We start from the raw sequence: 13,157 nt of genomic DNA, 5'->3' as shown, positions 1-13,157 counted from the left end.
AACCCCTCGGTAGGACAGCGGCGCGGGACGTTTCATTCCCCCCGGCGGCCCCCCCGGAAGGCGGCCCGCACGGACCGAGGAACAAGGCGGCCCGGCACCGCGCACGCGGTGCCGGGCCGTCCCGGACGGGTCACGCCCCCGGGCGCACCGGGATGCCGGTGAACGTCGGCGCGGGCGCCGGGTCCGTGAAGAAGTCGTTGCCCTTGTCGTCGACGACGATGAAGGCCGGGAAGTCCTCGACCTCGATCTTCCAGACCGCTTCCATGCCGAGCTCGGCGTACTCGACGACCTCGACCTTCTTGATGCAGTCCTGGGCCAGGCGCGCCGCCGGGCCGCCGATCGAGCCCAGGTAGAAGCCGCCGTGCGCGGCGCACGCGTCGGTCACCTGCTTCGAGCGGTTGCCCTTGGCGAGCATGACCTTGGAGCCGCCCGCCGCCTGGAACTGCTCGACGTAGGAGTCCATGCGGCCGGCCGTGGTCGGGCCGAAGGAGCCGGAGGCGTAGCCCTGCGGGGTCTTGGCCGGGCCCGCGTAGTAGACCGGGTGGTCGCGCAGGTACTGCGGCATCTCCTCGCCCGCGTCCAGCCGCTCCTTGATCTTGGCGTGCGCGATGTCGCGGGCGACGACCAGCGGGCCGGTCAGCGACAGCCGGGTCTTGACCGGGTACTTGGACAGCTCCGCCAGCACCTCGTCCATCGGCCGGTTGAGGTCGACGCGCACGACGTCCTCGTCCGACAGGTGCTCGTCGGTGGTCTCCGGCAGGTACTTCGCGGGGTCGGTCTCCAGCTGCTCCAGGAAGACGCCCTCGGCGGTGATCTTCGCGACGGCCTGGCGGTCGGCGGAGCAGGACACGGCGATGGCGACCGGCAGGGAGGCGCCGTGCCGGGGCAGCCGCACCACGCGCACGTCGTGGCAGAAGTACTTGCCGCCGAACTGCGCGCCGATGCCGATCTTCTGGGTGAGCTCGAAGACCTTCTCCTCCAGCTCCTTGTCCCGGAAACCGTGGCCGGTCGGCGAACCCTCGGCCGGCAGCTCGTCCAGGTAGTGCGCGGAGGCGTACTTCGCGGTCTTCAGCGCGAACTCCGCGGAGGTGCCGCCGACCACGATCGCCAGGTGGTACGGCGGGCACGCGGCCGTGCCGAGCGAACGGATCTTCTCCTCCAGGAACCTCATCATGGAGGCCTCGTTCAGGACCGCCTTGGTCTCCTGGTAGAGGAAGGACTTGTTGGCCGAGCCGCCGCCCTTGGCCATGAAGAGGAACTTGTACGCGCCGCCGTCGGTCGCGTACAGCTCGATCTGCGCGGGCAGGTTGGAGCCGGTGTTCTTCTCCTCCCACATGGTCAGCGGGGCCATCTGGGAGTAGCGCAGGTTGAGCTTGGTGTAGGCGTCGAAGATGCCGTGCGACAGGGCCGCCTCGTCACCGCCCTGCGTGAGCACGTTCTGGCCGCGCTTGCCCATCACGATCGCGGTGCCCGTGTCCTGGCACATCGGCAGGACGCCGGCCGCGGCGATGTTGGCGTTCTTCAGCAGGTCCAGGGCGACGAAGCGGTCGTTGGGGGACGCCTCGGGGTCGTCGAGGATCCGGCGCAGCTGGGCGAGGTGCGCCGGACGCAGGTAGTGGGAGATGTCGTGCATCGCCTCGGCGGCGAGCTTGCGCAGCGCCTCCGGCTCCACCTTGAGGAAGGTCCGGCCGTCGGCCTCGAAGGTGCTGACGCCCTCGGAGGTGACCAGACGGTACGGAGTGGTGTCCTCACCGAGGGGGAGCAAGTCGGTATAGGCAAACTCGGGCATTTATGGACATCCTCACTGGCGCTGCGTCATAGAAGCCCAACAAGCGTAGAACGTGCGCGGGGTACCGGATGTGTGAGGTGACCCTCACCGGCCCTAGTCGCGATCTATCGCGTTTGTGTACGGTAGTCGGGTGGATGAGTCGTCGCTCCAGAAGCGTGAACAGCACCCCGTGCGCCCCGTCGCCGAAGCCGATATCCGTGCGTCCGACGCGGACCGCGACCGGGTGGCGGACATCCTTCGCGATGCCCTCGCGGAGGGTCGTCTGACCACCGAGGAGCACTCCGAGCGGCTCGACGGGGTCTACGCGGCCAAGACCGTCGGCGAACTGGAGCCGTACGTCCGCGACCTCCCCGCGGGACGCACGACGAGCGCACCCGCCCCGTCGCCGGGGGCGCACCACTGGGTGCCGGACGGCTCCGGCGAGAACCCCAACCTGATCGGCATCCTCGGCGGTGCCGAGCGCAAGGGGCGCTGGCGGGTCGGCTCGAAGATCAACGCCGTCGCCATCATGGGCGGCGTCGTCATCGACCTCACCGAGGCCACCTTCACCAGCCCCGAGCTCGTCATCAACTGCACGGCCATCATGGGCGGCATCGAGATCAAGGTCCCCGAGAACGTGACCCTGCACGGCGGCGGCGTTGTGGGCATCATGGGCGGCTCCGACGTGAAGGCGTACGAGTCGCCCGACCCGCACGCCCCGGTCATCAAGGTGCAGGGCTTCGCCTTCTGGGGCGGCGTCGAGGCCAAGCCGCGCCGGGGCAAGCGTGTGAAGAAGAAGGGGCTCGGCCCCGCCGAACTCGACGGCTGACCGCGGCGCGGGTCAACTCCCGTGCCGTGCAAGGGGGTCGGCGGAGCGTGGTCCCGGTGCTATGGAGGCGTGGCCCGGGCGGCGGCCCCGACACGGTGCGCATGAACGCGCGCACAGCGGGTAGGGCAAGGGGACACGTCGCTCGCCGCAGCCCTCCTCACGCCGACAGACCCGTGGAGACGCACCGGCACCGCAGCGACGGGCAAGGGTGACACCAAGCCGAGCCGTCGTCAGGAGTATCCCGTGCTTCAACCGATCGAGCCCCCGGCAGCCTCCAGGTCCTCCCTGAGTCACCCCCGGGACCTGGGCGGCCCATGGCACTCGGAGGCGGCGTGCCGCAGTGACGAGGCGGGTCTGTTCTTCGCGCCTTCGAAGGAGCCGACCGCGGCGCGGCTGTCCCGGGAGGAGGCCGCCAAGCGGGTGTGCGCGCGCTGCCCGGTGATGCTGGAGTGCCGCGAGCACGCGCTGCTCCAGCCGGAGCCCTACGGCGTGTGGGGCGGGATGACCGCCGCGGAGCGCAGGGTCGTACTGGCCCGGCGCCGCCGCCGTGAGGCGGAGCTGCAGCGGCCCGGGACGCAGATCGCCGCGGCCGGCTGAACGACGAAAGGGCCGGGACCCCGCCGATACGGCGGGGTCCCGGTTCTCGTGTGCCGGTGCGCGGCGGCTGCCGCGGCGGCTCAGCGCGCGCGGTCGAAGTCGATGGTGCTGTAGGCGCGCAGCTTCGACAGCCGGTGCGTGGAGTCGATCTGGCGGATCGTGCCGGACTTCGAGCGCATGACCAGCGACTGGGTGATCGCGGTCTCGGCGCGGTACCGCACCCCGCGCAGCAGCTCGCCGTCGGTGATGCCGGTGGCGACGAAGAAGACGTTGTCGCCCTCGACCAGGTCGTCCGTGTGCAGGATCCGCTCCAGGTCGTGGCCCGCGTCCAGGGCGCGCTGCTTCTCCGCCTCGTCCTTCGGCCACAGCCGGCCCTGGATGGTGCCGCCCAGGCACTTGATCGCGCAGGCCGCGATGATGCCCTCGGGCGTGCCACCGACGCCCATCAGCATGTCGACGCCGGTGCCCTCGCGGACGGCCATGATCGCGCCGGCCACGTCGCCGTCGGAGATGAACTTGATCCGCGCGCCGGTCTCCCGGATCTCCTTGACGATGCCCTCGTGGCGGGGGCGGTCGAGGATGACGACCGTGACGTCCTCGGGGGCGCTGCCCTTCGCCTTGGCGACCCGGCGGATGTTGACCGAGGGCGGGGCGGTGATGTCGACGTAGTCGGCGGCCTCGGGGCCGGTGACCAGTTTGTCCATGTAGAAGACGGCCGAGGGGTCGTACATCGCGCCACGGTCCGCGGCGGCGAGCACCGCGATGGCGTTGGGCATGCCCTTGGCGGTCAGGGTGGTGCCGTCGATCGGGTCCACGGCGATGTCGCACTCCGCGCCGTTCCCGTCGCCGATGCGCTCCCCGTTGAAGAGCATCGGGGCCTCGTCCTTCTCGCCCTCGCCGATGACGACGACGCCGTTCATCGACACGGTGGAGACGAGGGTGCGCATGGCCTTGACGGCGGCGCCGTCCGCGCCGTTCTTGTCGCCGCGTCCGACCCAGCGGCCGGCCGCCATGGCGGCGGCCTCGGTGACCCGGACGAGTTCCAGGGCGAGGTTGCGGTCGGGAGCCTCGGGATTCACCTCGAGTTGCGGCGGCAGGTTGTGGTTTTCGTGCTGCTCGGTCATCACAGCGCACCTTTCTGTACGAGGACGGCCGGGATAAGAGGGTGTTACGACCTTATCCGGACCCCGCCAGGATGAGCAGGGCACCTGTCACATGAGCGGAATTCCGCCGGGTGCGACCCCGGGCGGACGGACGGTCCGGGGCATGGTGGACCATAGGGGGCGTGGCAAAGAAGCGCGGCACGGAAACACTGCGGGACATGGTGCTCTCGATGGCGGCGATCGGCGTCGTCGCCGGGGGCATCTGGCTCTTCATCCCGCACGACGAGAACCACGACCCCGTCAAGGTGGTCGGCTACCGGGTCGAGCTCGACCAGGCACGGCGCGACGCCCCGTACCAGGTGGCGGCCCCGGTGGGGCTCGGCGAGGACTGGCGGGCGACCTCGGTGACGTACGAGTCCACCGACCCGCGGGCGGTGCGGTGGCACCTGGGCTTCGTCGACCCGAAGAACGAGTACGCGGCCGTCGAGCAGAGCAACGAGGCCGCGGAGAAGTTCGTCGCGCAGAAGAGCCACGAGGCGAAGCGGGTGGGTACCCGCACCGTCGGCGGTGAGACCTGGCAGCGCTACGAGGGCCACAAGTACGACGCGCTGGTGCGCGAGGAGGGCGGGGTGACCACGATGGTCACCGGCACGGCCCCGATGGCCCGGCTCGCGGAACTGGCCGCCGCGCTCGAAGAGCGGGGCGGCCGGCAGGGCTGAGCCCTGAACCCTGAACCACCTCACCGCCGCCGGCCCTGCCGGCGGCGGTGACGTGAGGGGCGGTCGTCGTCAGACGGTGGTGACGACCTCGTCGTAGGCCAGGCGCGGCCCGCGCTCGCGCCAGGCGTTCTCGCCCGGCTTGCCGATGTTGACCACGGCCAGCACGGAGTGGTCGCCGTCGGGGAAGAAGTCCTTGTCGATGGCGTCGGCGTTGTAGCCGGTCATCGGTCCGGCGGCCAGGCCCGCGGCGCGCACGCCCAGGATGAAGTAGCCGACCTGCAGGGCGGCGTTGAAGCCGGCGGACGCCTCACGCACCGGGCGCTCGGCGAAGAGCACCTCCTTGGCCTGCGGGAAGGACGGGAACTGGACCGGCAGCTCCTCGTGGAACTCGTTGTCGGCGGCCAGGACCGCGACCAGCGGCGCCGTGGCGGTCTTCGCCCGGTTGCCCTCGTTCATGTGGCCCACCAGACGCTCGCGGGCCTCGGGGGAGCGCACCAGCACGACGCGCAGCGGCTGCTGGTTGTAGGCGGTCGGGGCGTACTTGACCAGGTCGTACACGGCCTGGACCTGCTCGTCGGTCACCGGTTCGTCGGTGAAGGCGTTGGCGGTGCGCGCATCGAGGAAGAGGAGGTTCTGGGCGGCGGTGTCGAGCTGGAGGGTCATCGGTACCTCTGTGGGGATGTGGAACCGCGCCCTGGGGAGGGGCGCGTCGGGACACTCCCGTCAGCATAGATGAATTTTCAACTGAACTTTCAACTATTACGACGTGAAGCGGCTCACGCCGCCCGCGCCCCGCTCACCCGGTCATCCCTCCTCCGCGGCCTCCGGTCCCTGCCCGGCGGCGCCGGACTCCTCCGCCAGGGCCGCGTCCAGCCGGGCGCGGGCGCCCTCCAGCCAGTCGCGGCACACCTTGGCGAGCTGCTCCCCCCGCTCCCACAGGGCGAGGGACTCCTCGAGCGTGGAGCCGCCGGCCTCCAGACGGCGAACGACGTCGACGAGCTCGTCGCGGGCCTGCTCGTACCCCAGCGTGTCCTGATCTGCCATGGCACCAGCCTAGGGCCGCCCTCCGACACGGCGGCCGGACGCGCGGCGGCCGGCCCGGGACCGGCGCTCCGGCGGTCAGCGCGTGACGCGGACGGTGAACTCGCCCTCGGCCACCCGGGCGCGCAGCTTCTCCTCCTCGGCCACCTCGTCCGCGGCGCGCACGACCTGCCCGTCCTCGCGCTGCAGCACCGCGTACCCGCGCTGCAGCGTGGCGGCGGGGGAGAGCGCCACGACCCGGGCCCGGGTGTGCGCCAGCTCGTCCTCCGCCCGGTCCAGCCGGTGCCGCAGATGGCGGCGGGAGCGCTCCAGCAGCGCCGTGACCTGCTCGGCGCGCTCGTCCACCATCAGATGGGGCCGTGCCATGCACGGCCGGCTCACCGCCGCGGCCAGCCCCCGCTCCTCCCGGTCCAGCAGCCCGCGCATCACCCGCAGCGACCGCTGCCGCAGCTGCTCGACCCGGGCCAGCTCCTCGCCGACGTCCGGCACGACCCGCTTGGCCGCGTCGGTCGGCGTCGAGGCGCGGAGATCGGCCACCAGGTCCAGCAGCGGGGTGTCCGGCTCGTGCCCGATCGCCGACACCACGGGCGTACGGCACTCCGCGACCGTCCGCACCAGCCGCTCGTCCGAGAACGGCAGCAGGTCCTCCACGCTGCCGCCGCCCCGCGCCACGATGATCACGTCGACCTCGGGGTGCGCGTCCAGCCCGCGCACCGCCTCGATCACCTGGGGCACCGCGTACGCGCCCTGGACGGGCACGTTGCGCACCTCGAAGCGGACCGCGGGCCAGCGCAGCCGCGCGTTCTCCAGCACGTCCCGCTCGGCGGCCGACGCCCGGCCGCAGACCAGCCCGATCAGCTGCGGCAGGAACGGCAGCGGCCGCTTGCGCTCCGGGGCGAACAGGCCCTCGGCCGCCAGCCGCTTCTTCAGCTGCTCCAGCCGCAGCAGCAGGTCGCCGACGCCTATCGGGCGGATCTCCGCCGCGCGCAGCGACAGCTGGCCGCGCGGCGCGTACCACTCCGGCTTGGCGTGCACCACGACCCGGGCGCCCTCGCCGACCGCCCCGTCGAAGGCGTCGAAGACCGCCCGGCGGCAGGTGACGCTGAGCGAGATGTCGTGCGACGGATCGCGCAGCGTCAGGAACACCACGCCCGCGCCCGGGCGCCGTGACAACTGGGTGATCTGCCCCTCGACCCACACCGGGCCGAGCCGGTCGACCCAGCCGCCGATCAGCCGGGACACCTCGCCGACAGGGATCGGCGCCTCCGAGGACGTGTTCACAGCCATACGCCGAGACTAGCCCCCGCCACGGACAGTGACGCCCCTCCCGCCCGACCCGAATGGCACGCCCCGCTGTCCCCCCGCCCGGCCGCAGCGCAGGCTGGGGGCAACCCGGTAAACCGCTGACGTCGGTGACGCCGGCGTCTCCGACAGGTCCCGGGAGCTCCCATGCGCCGACCCGGCCGGTACGGCTGGACCCCGTCCGAACGCCCGCCGCGTGTCCACGCCGGGTTCCGCGTCGGCCGCTACGGTCCCGGCTGCGGCTGCTTCAGCTGCCTGCCCCTGGCGGGCGCCGCCCTCGCGACCGGATGGGCGCTCGCCGCCCGCCGTGCCGCCCGGGGCCCGCGGCGCTGCCGCTGAGCCCCGTGCCCGGTCCGTGCCGTCCGCGCGTGCGCCCCGCGGTGCTCCGCCGCCGCCTCCGCACCCCCGGCCGGACCATGCGGGGCAGCGATGGGGCCCCGTCCGGGCCCCGTACGATGGGCACATGACCGCTACGACTTCCCGCCGCGTCCTGCTCGCCGCCCCGCGAGGCTACTGCGCGGGTGTGGACCGTGCCGTGATCGCCGTCGAGAAGGCCCTGGAGCAGTACGGGGCCCCCGTGTACGTCCGCCACGAGATCGTCCACAACAAGTACGTCGTGCAGACCCTGGAGCGGAAGGGCGCGATCTTCGTCGAGCAGACGGAGGAGGTGCCGCCTGGGTCGATCGTCATGTTCTCCGCCCACGGCGTCGCCCCGGTCGTCCACGAGGAGGCCGCCAAGGGGCGGCTCGCCACGATCGACGCGACCTGCCCGCTGGTCACCAAGGTCCACAAGGAGGCCGTGCGGTTCGCGGGCGAGGACTACGACATCCTCCTGATCGGCCACGAGGGCCACGAGGAGGTCATCGGCACCTCCGGCGAGGCCCCCGACCACATCACCCTGGTCGACGGCCCCGGCGACGTCGGGAAGGTCGAGGTCCGCGACCCGTCCAAGGTCGTCTGGCTCTCCCAGACCACGCTCTCCGTGGACGAGACGATGGAGACCGTCGACGCGCTCAAGGAGAAGTTCCCGCTGCTGATCTCGCCGCCGAGCGACGACATCTGCTACGCCACGCAGAACCGTCAGCTCGCCGTGAAGCAGATGGGCGCCGAGGCCGAACTGGTCATCGTCGTCGGCTCGCGCAACTCCTCCAACTCCGTGCGCCTGGTCGAGGTCGCCAAGCTGGCCGGGGCCCGCGCCTCGTACCTGGTGGACTTCGCCGACGAGATCGACGAGGCGTGGCTGGACGGCGTGTCCACCGTCGGTGTCACCTCCGGCGCCTCCGTGCCCGAGGTGCTCGTCGAGCAGGTGCTGGAGTGGCTGGCCGCCCGCGGCTTCGAGGACGTGGAGATCGTCAAGGCCGCCGAGGAGTCGATCACCTTCTCGCTGCCCAAGGAGCTCCGCCGGGACCTGCGCGCCGAGGCCGCCGAACTGATGCGGGGCGGCACCTCCGAGGGGTGACCGACCGTGCCACGTCGTAGCGTTGGGGCATGAGCGTTTTCGGTGTGGACATCGGCGGATCGGGCATCAAGGGTGCCCCGGTCGATCTCGGGCGTGGTGACTTGGCGGAGGAGCGCTTCAAAGTGCTCACCCCCCATCCCGCGACCCCCGACGCCGTCGCGGAGTGCGTGAAGCAGGTCGTCGACCACTTCGGGTGGACGGGCCCCGTCGGGGCCACCTTCCCCGGAGTGGTCACGCACGGCATGACACGCACGGCGGCGAACGTCGACAAGGGCTGGATCGACATGGACGCCGCCGGGCTCCTGTCCCAGAAGGTCGGCTGCGCGGTGACCCTGCTCAACGACGCGGACGCCGCCGGCATGGCCGAGATGGAGTACGGGGCGGGCCGTGGCCGCAAGGGCACGGTCATCGTGCTCACCCTCGGCACCGGCATCGGCAGCGCCGTCTTCATCGACGGCAGCCTGCTGCCCAACACCGAGCTGGGCCACCTCGAACTGCACGGCCACGACGCCGAGACGAAGGCCTCCACCAAGGCCAAGGACGACGAGGACCTCACCTGGGAGCACTGGGCGAAGCGCCTGCACAAGTACCTCACCCACGTCGAGATGCTCTTCTCGCCCGAGCTGTTCATCCTCGGCGGCGGGGTCAGCCGCAAGGCCGACAGGTTCCTGCCGCTCCTGACCGGCATCAGGGCCGAGATCGTGCCGGCCGCGCTGCAGAACAACGCGGGCATCGTCGGCGCGGGCATGGCGGCGGCCGCCGTCCGCACCTGACCGCGGCGGCCGGCGGGAGGCGGCCGGTGGAGGGCGGCGCTCAGCGGCGCCGTTCGCGCATCACATAGGCCACCTTCCGCGCGGCCGCGATCACCGCGGCACCGACCGTGCCCCCGTACAACCAGCCCGTCTGCGTGGCGAGGCCGGTCAGCAGGCCCATCAGGTGGCCCGTGAAGCCCCCGCCGTCGCCGCCGGCCGTCACGGCCAGCGCGATGGTGAAGGCGATGGGCGCGCTGACCGGCGCCGCCGACAGGTCGTACGGCCGTACGAACGCTCCGGCGGCGAGGCAGGCCAGCAGGAAGACGACCCCGAAGAGGGTGCCGGGCTCGCCCGTGATCAGCGAGTCCGCGGCGCCGCCGGCGAGCGCGGTCAGCGTGATGAAGACGCCCGTGCCCAGTCCGGTCAGCCGGGGCTCCGTCCGGCGCAGCCGAGCCACCCGCAGCAGCAGCGGCCCCCGGGGCAGACCGCCCCGGACGGCGGTCGCGCCCTGCGGGCGACGCTGCGGGCGGACCGGCCGCGGCAGCGGGGAGGCGGCGGTGGGTGCACCGCTGTTCTTGTGGGGTGTGCGCGCACTGTGTTGCTCCACGCACCCAACGTAGGCGCCGAGGAGGGGTGAAACGGGGGCAGGACACGACTTTTCACCGCCACAGGGGGCCACTGGGGGCGCGGCCCGTCTTGGGGCCGGTGCGTTCCGTAGACTGGTGGATCGGTCCGCCGGTCGCCCGCCCGGGCGTGGCGGCCCATTCCACCCACCTCTCGCTACGGGAAGTCGTCACGTGTCGCTCACGATCGGAATCGTCGGCCTGCCGAACGTCGGCAAGTCGACCCTGTTCAACGCCCTGACCAAGAACGACGTGCTGGCGGCCAACTACCCGTTCGCCACGATCGAGCCCAACGTCGGCGTCGTCGGTGTCCCCGACCCCCGTCTGGACAAGCTCGCCGAGATCTTCGACTCGCAGCGCAAGCTCCCGGCGACCGTGGACTTCGTCGACATCGCCGGCATCGTCCGCGGCGCCAGCGAGGGCGCGGGCCTGGGCAACAAGTTCCTCGCGAACATCCGCGAGTCCGACGCGATCTGCCAGGTCATCCGGGCCTTCGTCGACCCGGACGTGGTCCACGTCGACGGCAAGGTGTCCCCCAAGGACGACATCGAGACGATCAACACCGAGCTGATCCTCGCCGACCTGCAGACCATCGAGAAGGTCGTGCCGCGGCTGACCAAGGAGGCCCGCCTCCAGAAGGAGAAGGCGCCGGTGCTCGCCGCCGTCCAGGAGGCCCAGCAGATCCTCGAGGACGGCCGCACTCTGTTCTCCGCCGGCATCACCGCCGGCACGGAGAAGGGCCGGCTGCTGCACGAGCTGCACCTGATGACCACCAAGCCCTTCCTGTACGTCTTCAACGTCGACGAGGACGAGCTGACCGACGAGACCTTCAAGGCCGAGCAGCGCGCCCTGGTCGCCCCCGCCGAGGCGATCTTCCTCAACGCCAAGATCGAGTCCGAGCTCATCGAGCTCGAGGACGACGAGGCCCTGGAACTGCTGCAGTCCATGGGCCAGGAGGAGCCGGGCCTCGCCACCCTCGCCCGGGTCGGCTTCGACACCCTCGGCCTGCAGACGTACCTGACCGCGGGCCCCAAGGAGGCCCGCGCCTGGACGATCAAGAAGGGCGCCACCGCCCCCGAGGCCGCCGGTGTCATCCACACCGACTTCCAGAAGGGCTTCATCAAGGCGGAGATCGTCTCCTTCGGCGACCTGGTGGAGGCCGGCTCCATCCCCGAGGCCCGCGCCAAGGGCAAGGCCCGCATGGAGGGCAAGGACTACGTCATGCAGGACGGCGACGTCGTGGAGTTCCGCTTCAACGTCTGACCGGCCGTTCCCTCCGGCGTCACGGGCCGGGCCCCTCGGGGTCCGGCCCTTCGTCGTTTCGTACGCACATCCCAGGCGATGGTCGGCGGATGTACGGGAGGCAGCCGGATGGTGAATCGTTTCGGTCGCGGGGATGCACAGTAGGTGCAGGTCCTTTTGGGATGTGCGGGACGCGGGGTGGAATCGGCGCATCCCGGCTTTGAGATGTGAGGAAACGATGGCGTCCCTCGGCAGGCTCTACTCGATGTTCGACGACGTGGTACTCCCGGAGGAGATCCCGTACGCCCAGATGAGCGACTGGGAGCAGAAGTTCCTCTACCTGGTGGCGCGTCACCACGTGAACGGCACGGGCGCCCTCGTCGAGCTGGGCTCGGGCGGCGGCGGCTCCACCTACGCCATCGCCAAGGGGCTGCGGGAGAACCCCGCGTTCGACGAGCAGAAGGGCCGGCTGCAGGCCTTCGACTTCTTCCGCGTGGGCAAGGGCACCTTCGCCACGCAGAGGTTCTTCAAGGCGGGCAAGGCGCCGGAGGGCGACAACTCCTTCCGGGAGGACTTCGAGGCGGCGCTGGCCCCGTTCATGGGGTTCATCGAGGTCCACGCCGGCGACATATGGAACACCTCCGACCCGGAGGACAAGACCCCCATCGAGTTCCTGCACGTCGACATCGCCAAGACGGCGCGGGTGTTCCGGTGCGTGGCGGAACGCTTCCTGCCGCGCCTGGAGCCCGGTGCGGTCGTGCTGCACCAGGACTTCGCGAGCCCCCGCCTGCCGTGGCTGCACCACAGCACCGGCGCCCTGCTCCCGTACATCGGGATCGCCGGTGCGCCGATCCGCTCCACCCTCGCCTTCGAGGTCGTCCGGCCGGTCCCGGCCGAGCTGCTGGAACGCATCGCCAAGGACGACTACACGGTGGACGAGAAGCTCGCCCTGATCACCGCGGTGCAGGACGAGGTGGACGTCGACCACACCGGACGGGTCCCCTTCAAGCAGGTCCTGGAGCTGGCCAAGGCGTACGTGTGCCACTACGCGGGCGACCACCAGCGCGCCTGGAAGATCGCCAAGCCGCTGCTGAAGGACCCGTACCTCTCGGAGACCCGCGCCGACCACTTCGCCCAGCTCCAGCGCGCCCTCGGCCAGGAGGCCGCCCCCGCGCCGTCGCGGGTGCGGCGGCTGCTGCGCAAGGTGACGGGCGGCTGACCGCCCTCCCGCAGGTCACAGCACGGCGACGGAAACCGCGCACCGGGGGGTGCCGGGGGGTGCCGCGGGCCACCATGGCGGGCATGCGTACACGCCTCAGCACCGGAGTGCTCCTCGCTGCCGTGCTCCTCGCGGTCCCCGCCTGCAGCTCCGGCACCGACGACTCCGGCAGCAAGCCCGACGCCGGTGGCACGCCGTCCGTCGCGGCGTCCGGTTCGAAGGTGCCGGACATCAGCGAGGGCATCCCCGAGGAGCCGACCGGGGCCCGGCGCGCGGCGCTGCTCGCCGCGCTCAAGGCCGTCGACCCGGCCCTGGCCGCCGACGCGGACAAGGCCGTCGCCAACGCACGTCAGCAGTGCGCCACCATCACCGGCGGCGGCAACGCGGTGGCCGCCGCGCAGTCGCGCTTCGGCAGCGCCGGCCACCAGCTCACCGAGCAACAGGCCGAGGCCGTCAACGAGGTGCTGGAGCAGACGCTCTGCACGTCCTGAGCCGCCCGCCCC

Annotated in this window: 15 protein-coding genes; 9 read left to right on the top strand and 6 right to left on the bottom strand. The window is 71.6% G+C overall.

Annotated elements, in window-relative coordinates; all coding sequences use genetic code 11:
- Positions 1–130: 130 nt before the first annotated feature.
- Entirely contained in the window at positions 131–1,789 is a 1,659-nt protein-coding gene (locus OG937_18030; GenBank protein ID WUD73444.1) for a fumarate hydratase, read from the bottom strand.
- 130 nt (positions 1,790–1,919) lie between these two features.
- On the opposite strand from OG937_18030, the gene OG937_18025 reads away from it, so the two are divergent.
- Both OG937_18025 and OG937_18020 read left to right on the top strand, forming a co-directional pair.
- Positions 1,920–2,597, top strand: coding sequence for a DUF1707 domain-containing protein (locus OG937_18025; GenBank protein ID WUD73443.1), 678 nt, complete (start codon positions 1,920–1,922; stop codon positions 2,595–2,597).
- 255 nt (positions 2,598–2,852) lie between these two features.
- Complete coding sequence (locus OG937_18020; protein ID WUD78796.1) at positions 2,853–3,194, top strand: WhiB family transcriptional regulator; 342 nt, start codon at positions 2,853–2,855, stop codon at positions 3,192–3,194.
- 80 nt (positions 3,195–3,274) lie between these two features.
- Here OG937_18020 and glpX read toward each other — a convergent pair whose 3' ends face one another.
- Positions 3,275–4,318, bottom strand: a complete 1,044-nt coding sequence (glpX, locus tag OG937_18015; protein WUD73442.1) for a class II fructose-bisphosphatase — start codon at positions 4,316–4,318, stop codon at positions 3,275–3,277.
- A 161-nt stretch (positions 4,319–4,479) separates the two neighbouring features.
- On the opposite strand from glpX, the gene OG937_18010 reads away from it, so the two are divergent.
- Positions 4,480–5,016, top strand: coding sequence for a DUF4245 domain-containing protein (locus OG937_18010; GenBank protein WUD73441.1), 537 nt, complete (start codon positions 4,480–4,482; stop codon positions 5,014–5,016).
- A gap of 69 nt (positions 5,017–5,085) precedes the next feature.
- Here the strand turns inward: OG937_18010 and OG937_18005 are convergent, their stop codons facing one another.
- From OG937_18005 to xseA, 3 genes are all read right to left on the bottom strand, one after another.
- Positions 5,086–5,679 (bottom strand): malonic semialdehyde reductase, encoded by a 594-nt coding sequence (locus OG937_18005; protein ID WUD73440.1) that lies wholly within the window; start codon positions 5,677–5,679, stop codon positions 5,086–5,088.
- A 141-nt stretch (positions 5,680–5,820) separates the two neighbouring features.
- The gene (locus OG937_18000; GenBank protein ID WUD73439.1) at positions 5,821–6,060 is read right to left on the bottom strand and encodes an exodeoxyribonuclease VII small subunit; all 240 of its coding nucleotides are present in this window, start codon (positions 6,058–6,060) and stop codon (positions 5,821–5,823) included.
- 75 nt (positions 6,061–6,135) lie between these two features.
- Positions 6,136–7,344: an exodeoxyribonuclease VII large subunit gene (gene xseA, locus OG937_17995; GenBank protein WUD73438.1), complete on the bottom strand. Its 1,209-nt coding sequence runs from the start codon at positions 7,342–7,344 to the stop codon at positions 6,136–6,138.
- 162 nt (positions 7,345–7,506) lie between these two features.
- On the opposite strand from xseA, the gene OG937_17990 reads away from it, so the two are divergent.
- The 3 genes from OG937_17990 (at position 7,507) to OG937_17980 (ending at position 9,591) form a co-directional block, all read left to right on the top strand.
- Positions 7,507–7,698 (top strand): hypothetical protein, encoded by a 192-nt coding sequence (locus OG937_17990; protein ID WUD73437.1) that lies wholly within the window; start codon positions 7,507–7,509, stop codon positions 7,696–7,698.
- 124 nt (positions 7,699–7,822) lie between these two features.
- Positions 7,823–8,818: a 4-hydroxy-3-methylbut-2-enyl diphosphate reductase gene (locus OG937_17985; protein WUD73436.1), complete on the top strand. Its 996-nt coding sequence runs from the start codon at positions 7,823–7,825 to the stop codon at positions 8,816–8,818.
- A gap of 29 nt (positions 8,819–8,847) precedes the next feature.
- The gene (locus tag OG937_17980; protein ID WUD73435.1) at positions 8,848–9,591 is read left to right on the top strand and encodes an ROK family protein; all 744 of its coding nucleotides are present in this window, start codon (positions 8,848–8,850) and stop codon (positions 9,589–9,591) included.
- 40 nt (positions 9,592–9,631) lie between these two features.
- Here OG937_17980 and OG937_17975 read toward each other — a convergent pair whose 3' ends face one another.
- Entirely contained in the window at positions 9,632–10,177 is a 546-nt protein-coding gene (locus OG937_17975; GenBank protein ID WUD73434.1) for a hypothetical protein, read from the bottom strand.
- A gap of 190 nt (positions 10,178–10,367) precedes the next feature.
- Here OG937_17975 and ychF point away from each other — a divergent pair, with 190 nt between their 5' ends.
- The 3 genes from ychF (at position 10,368) to OG937_17960 (ending at position 13,145) form a co-directional block, all read left to right on the top strand.
- The gene (ychF, locus tag OG937_17970; protein WUD73433.1) at positions 10,368–11,456 is read left to right on the top strand and encodes a redox-regulated ATPase YchF; all 1,089 of its coding nucleotides are present in this window, start codon (positions 10,368–10,370) and stop codon (positions 11,454–11,456) included.
- A 217-nt stretch (positions 11,457–11,673) separates the two neighbouring features.
- Positions 11,674–12,654: a class I SAM-dependent methyltransferase gene (locus OG937_17965; GenBank protein ID WUD73432.1), complete on the top strand. Its 981-nt coding sequence runs from the start codon at positions 11,674–11,676 to the stop codon at positions 12,652–12,654.
- Between the two features lie 83 nt (positions 12,655–12,737).
- Positions 12,738–13,145, top strand: a complete 408-nt coding sequence (locus tag OG937_17960; protein WUD73431.1) for a hypothetical protein — start codon at positions 12,738–12,740, stop codon at positions 13,143–13,145.
- Positions 13,146–13,157: the final 12 nt, after the last annotated feature.

The sequence above is a fragment of the Streptomyces sp. NBC_00510 genome (assembly GCA_036013505.1).
GTDB lineage: Bacteria > Actinomycetota > Actinomycetes > Streptomycetales > Streptomycetaceae > Actinacidiphila.
This window is presented reverse-complemented; position numbering and strand designations above follow the sequence as displayed.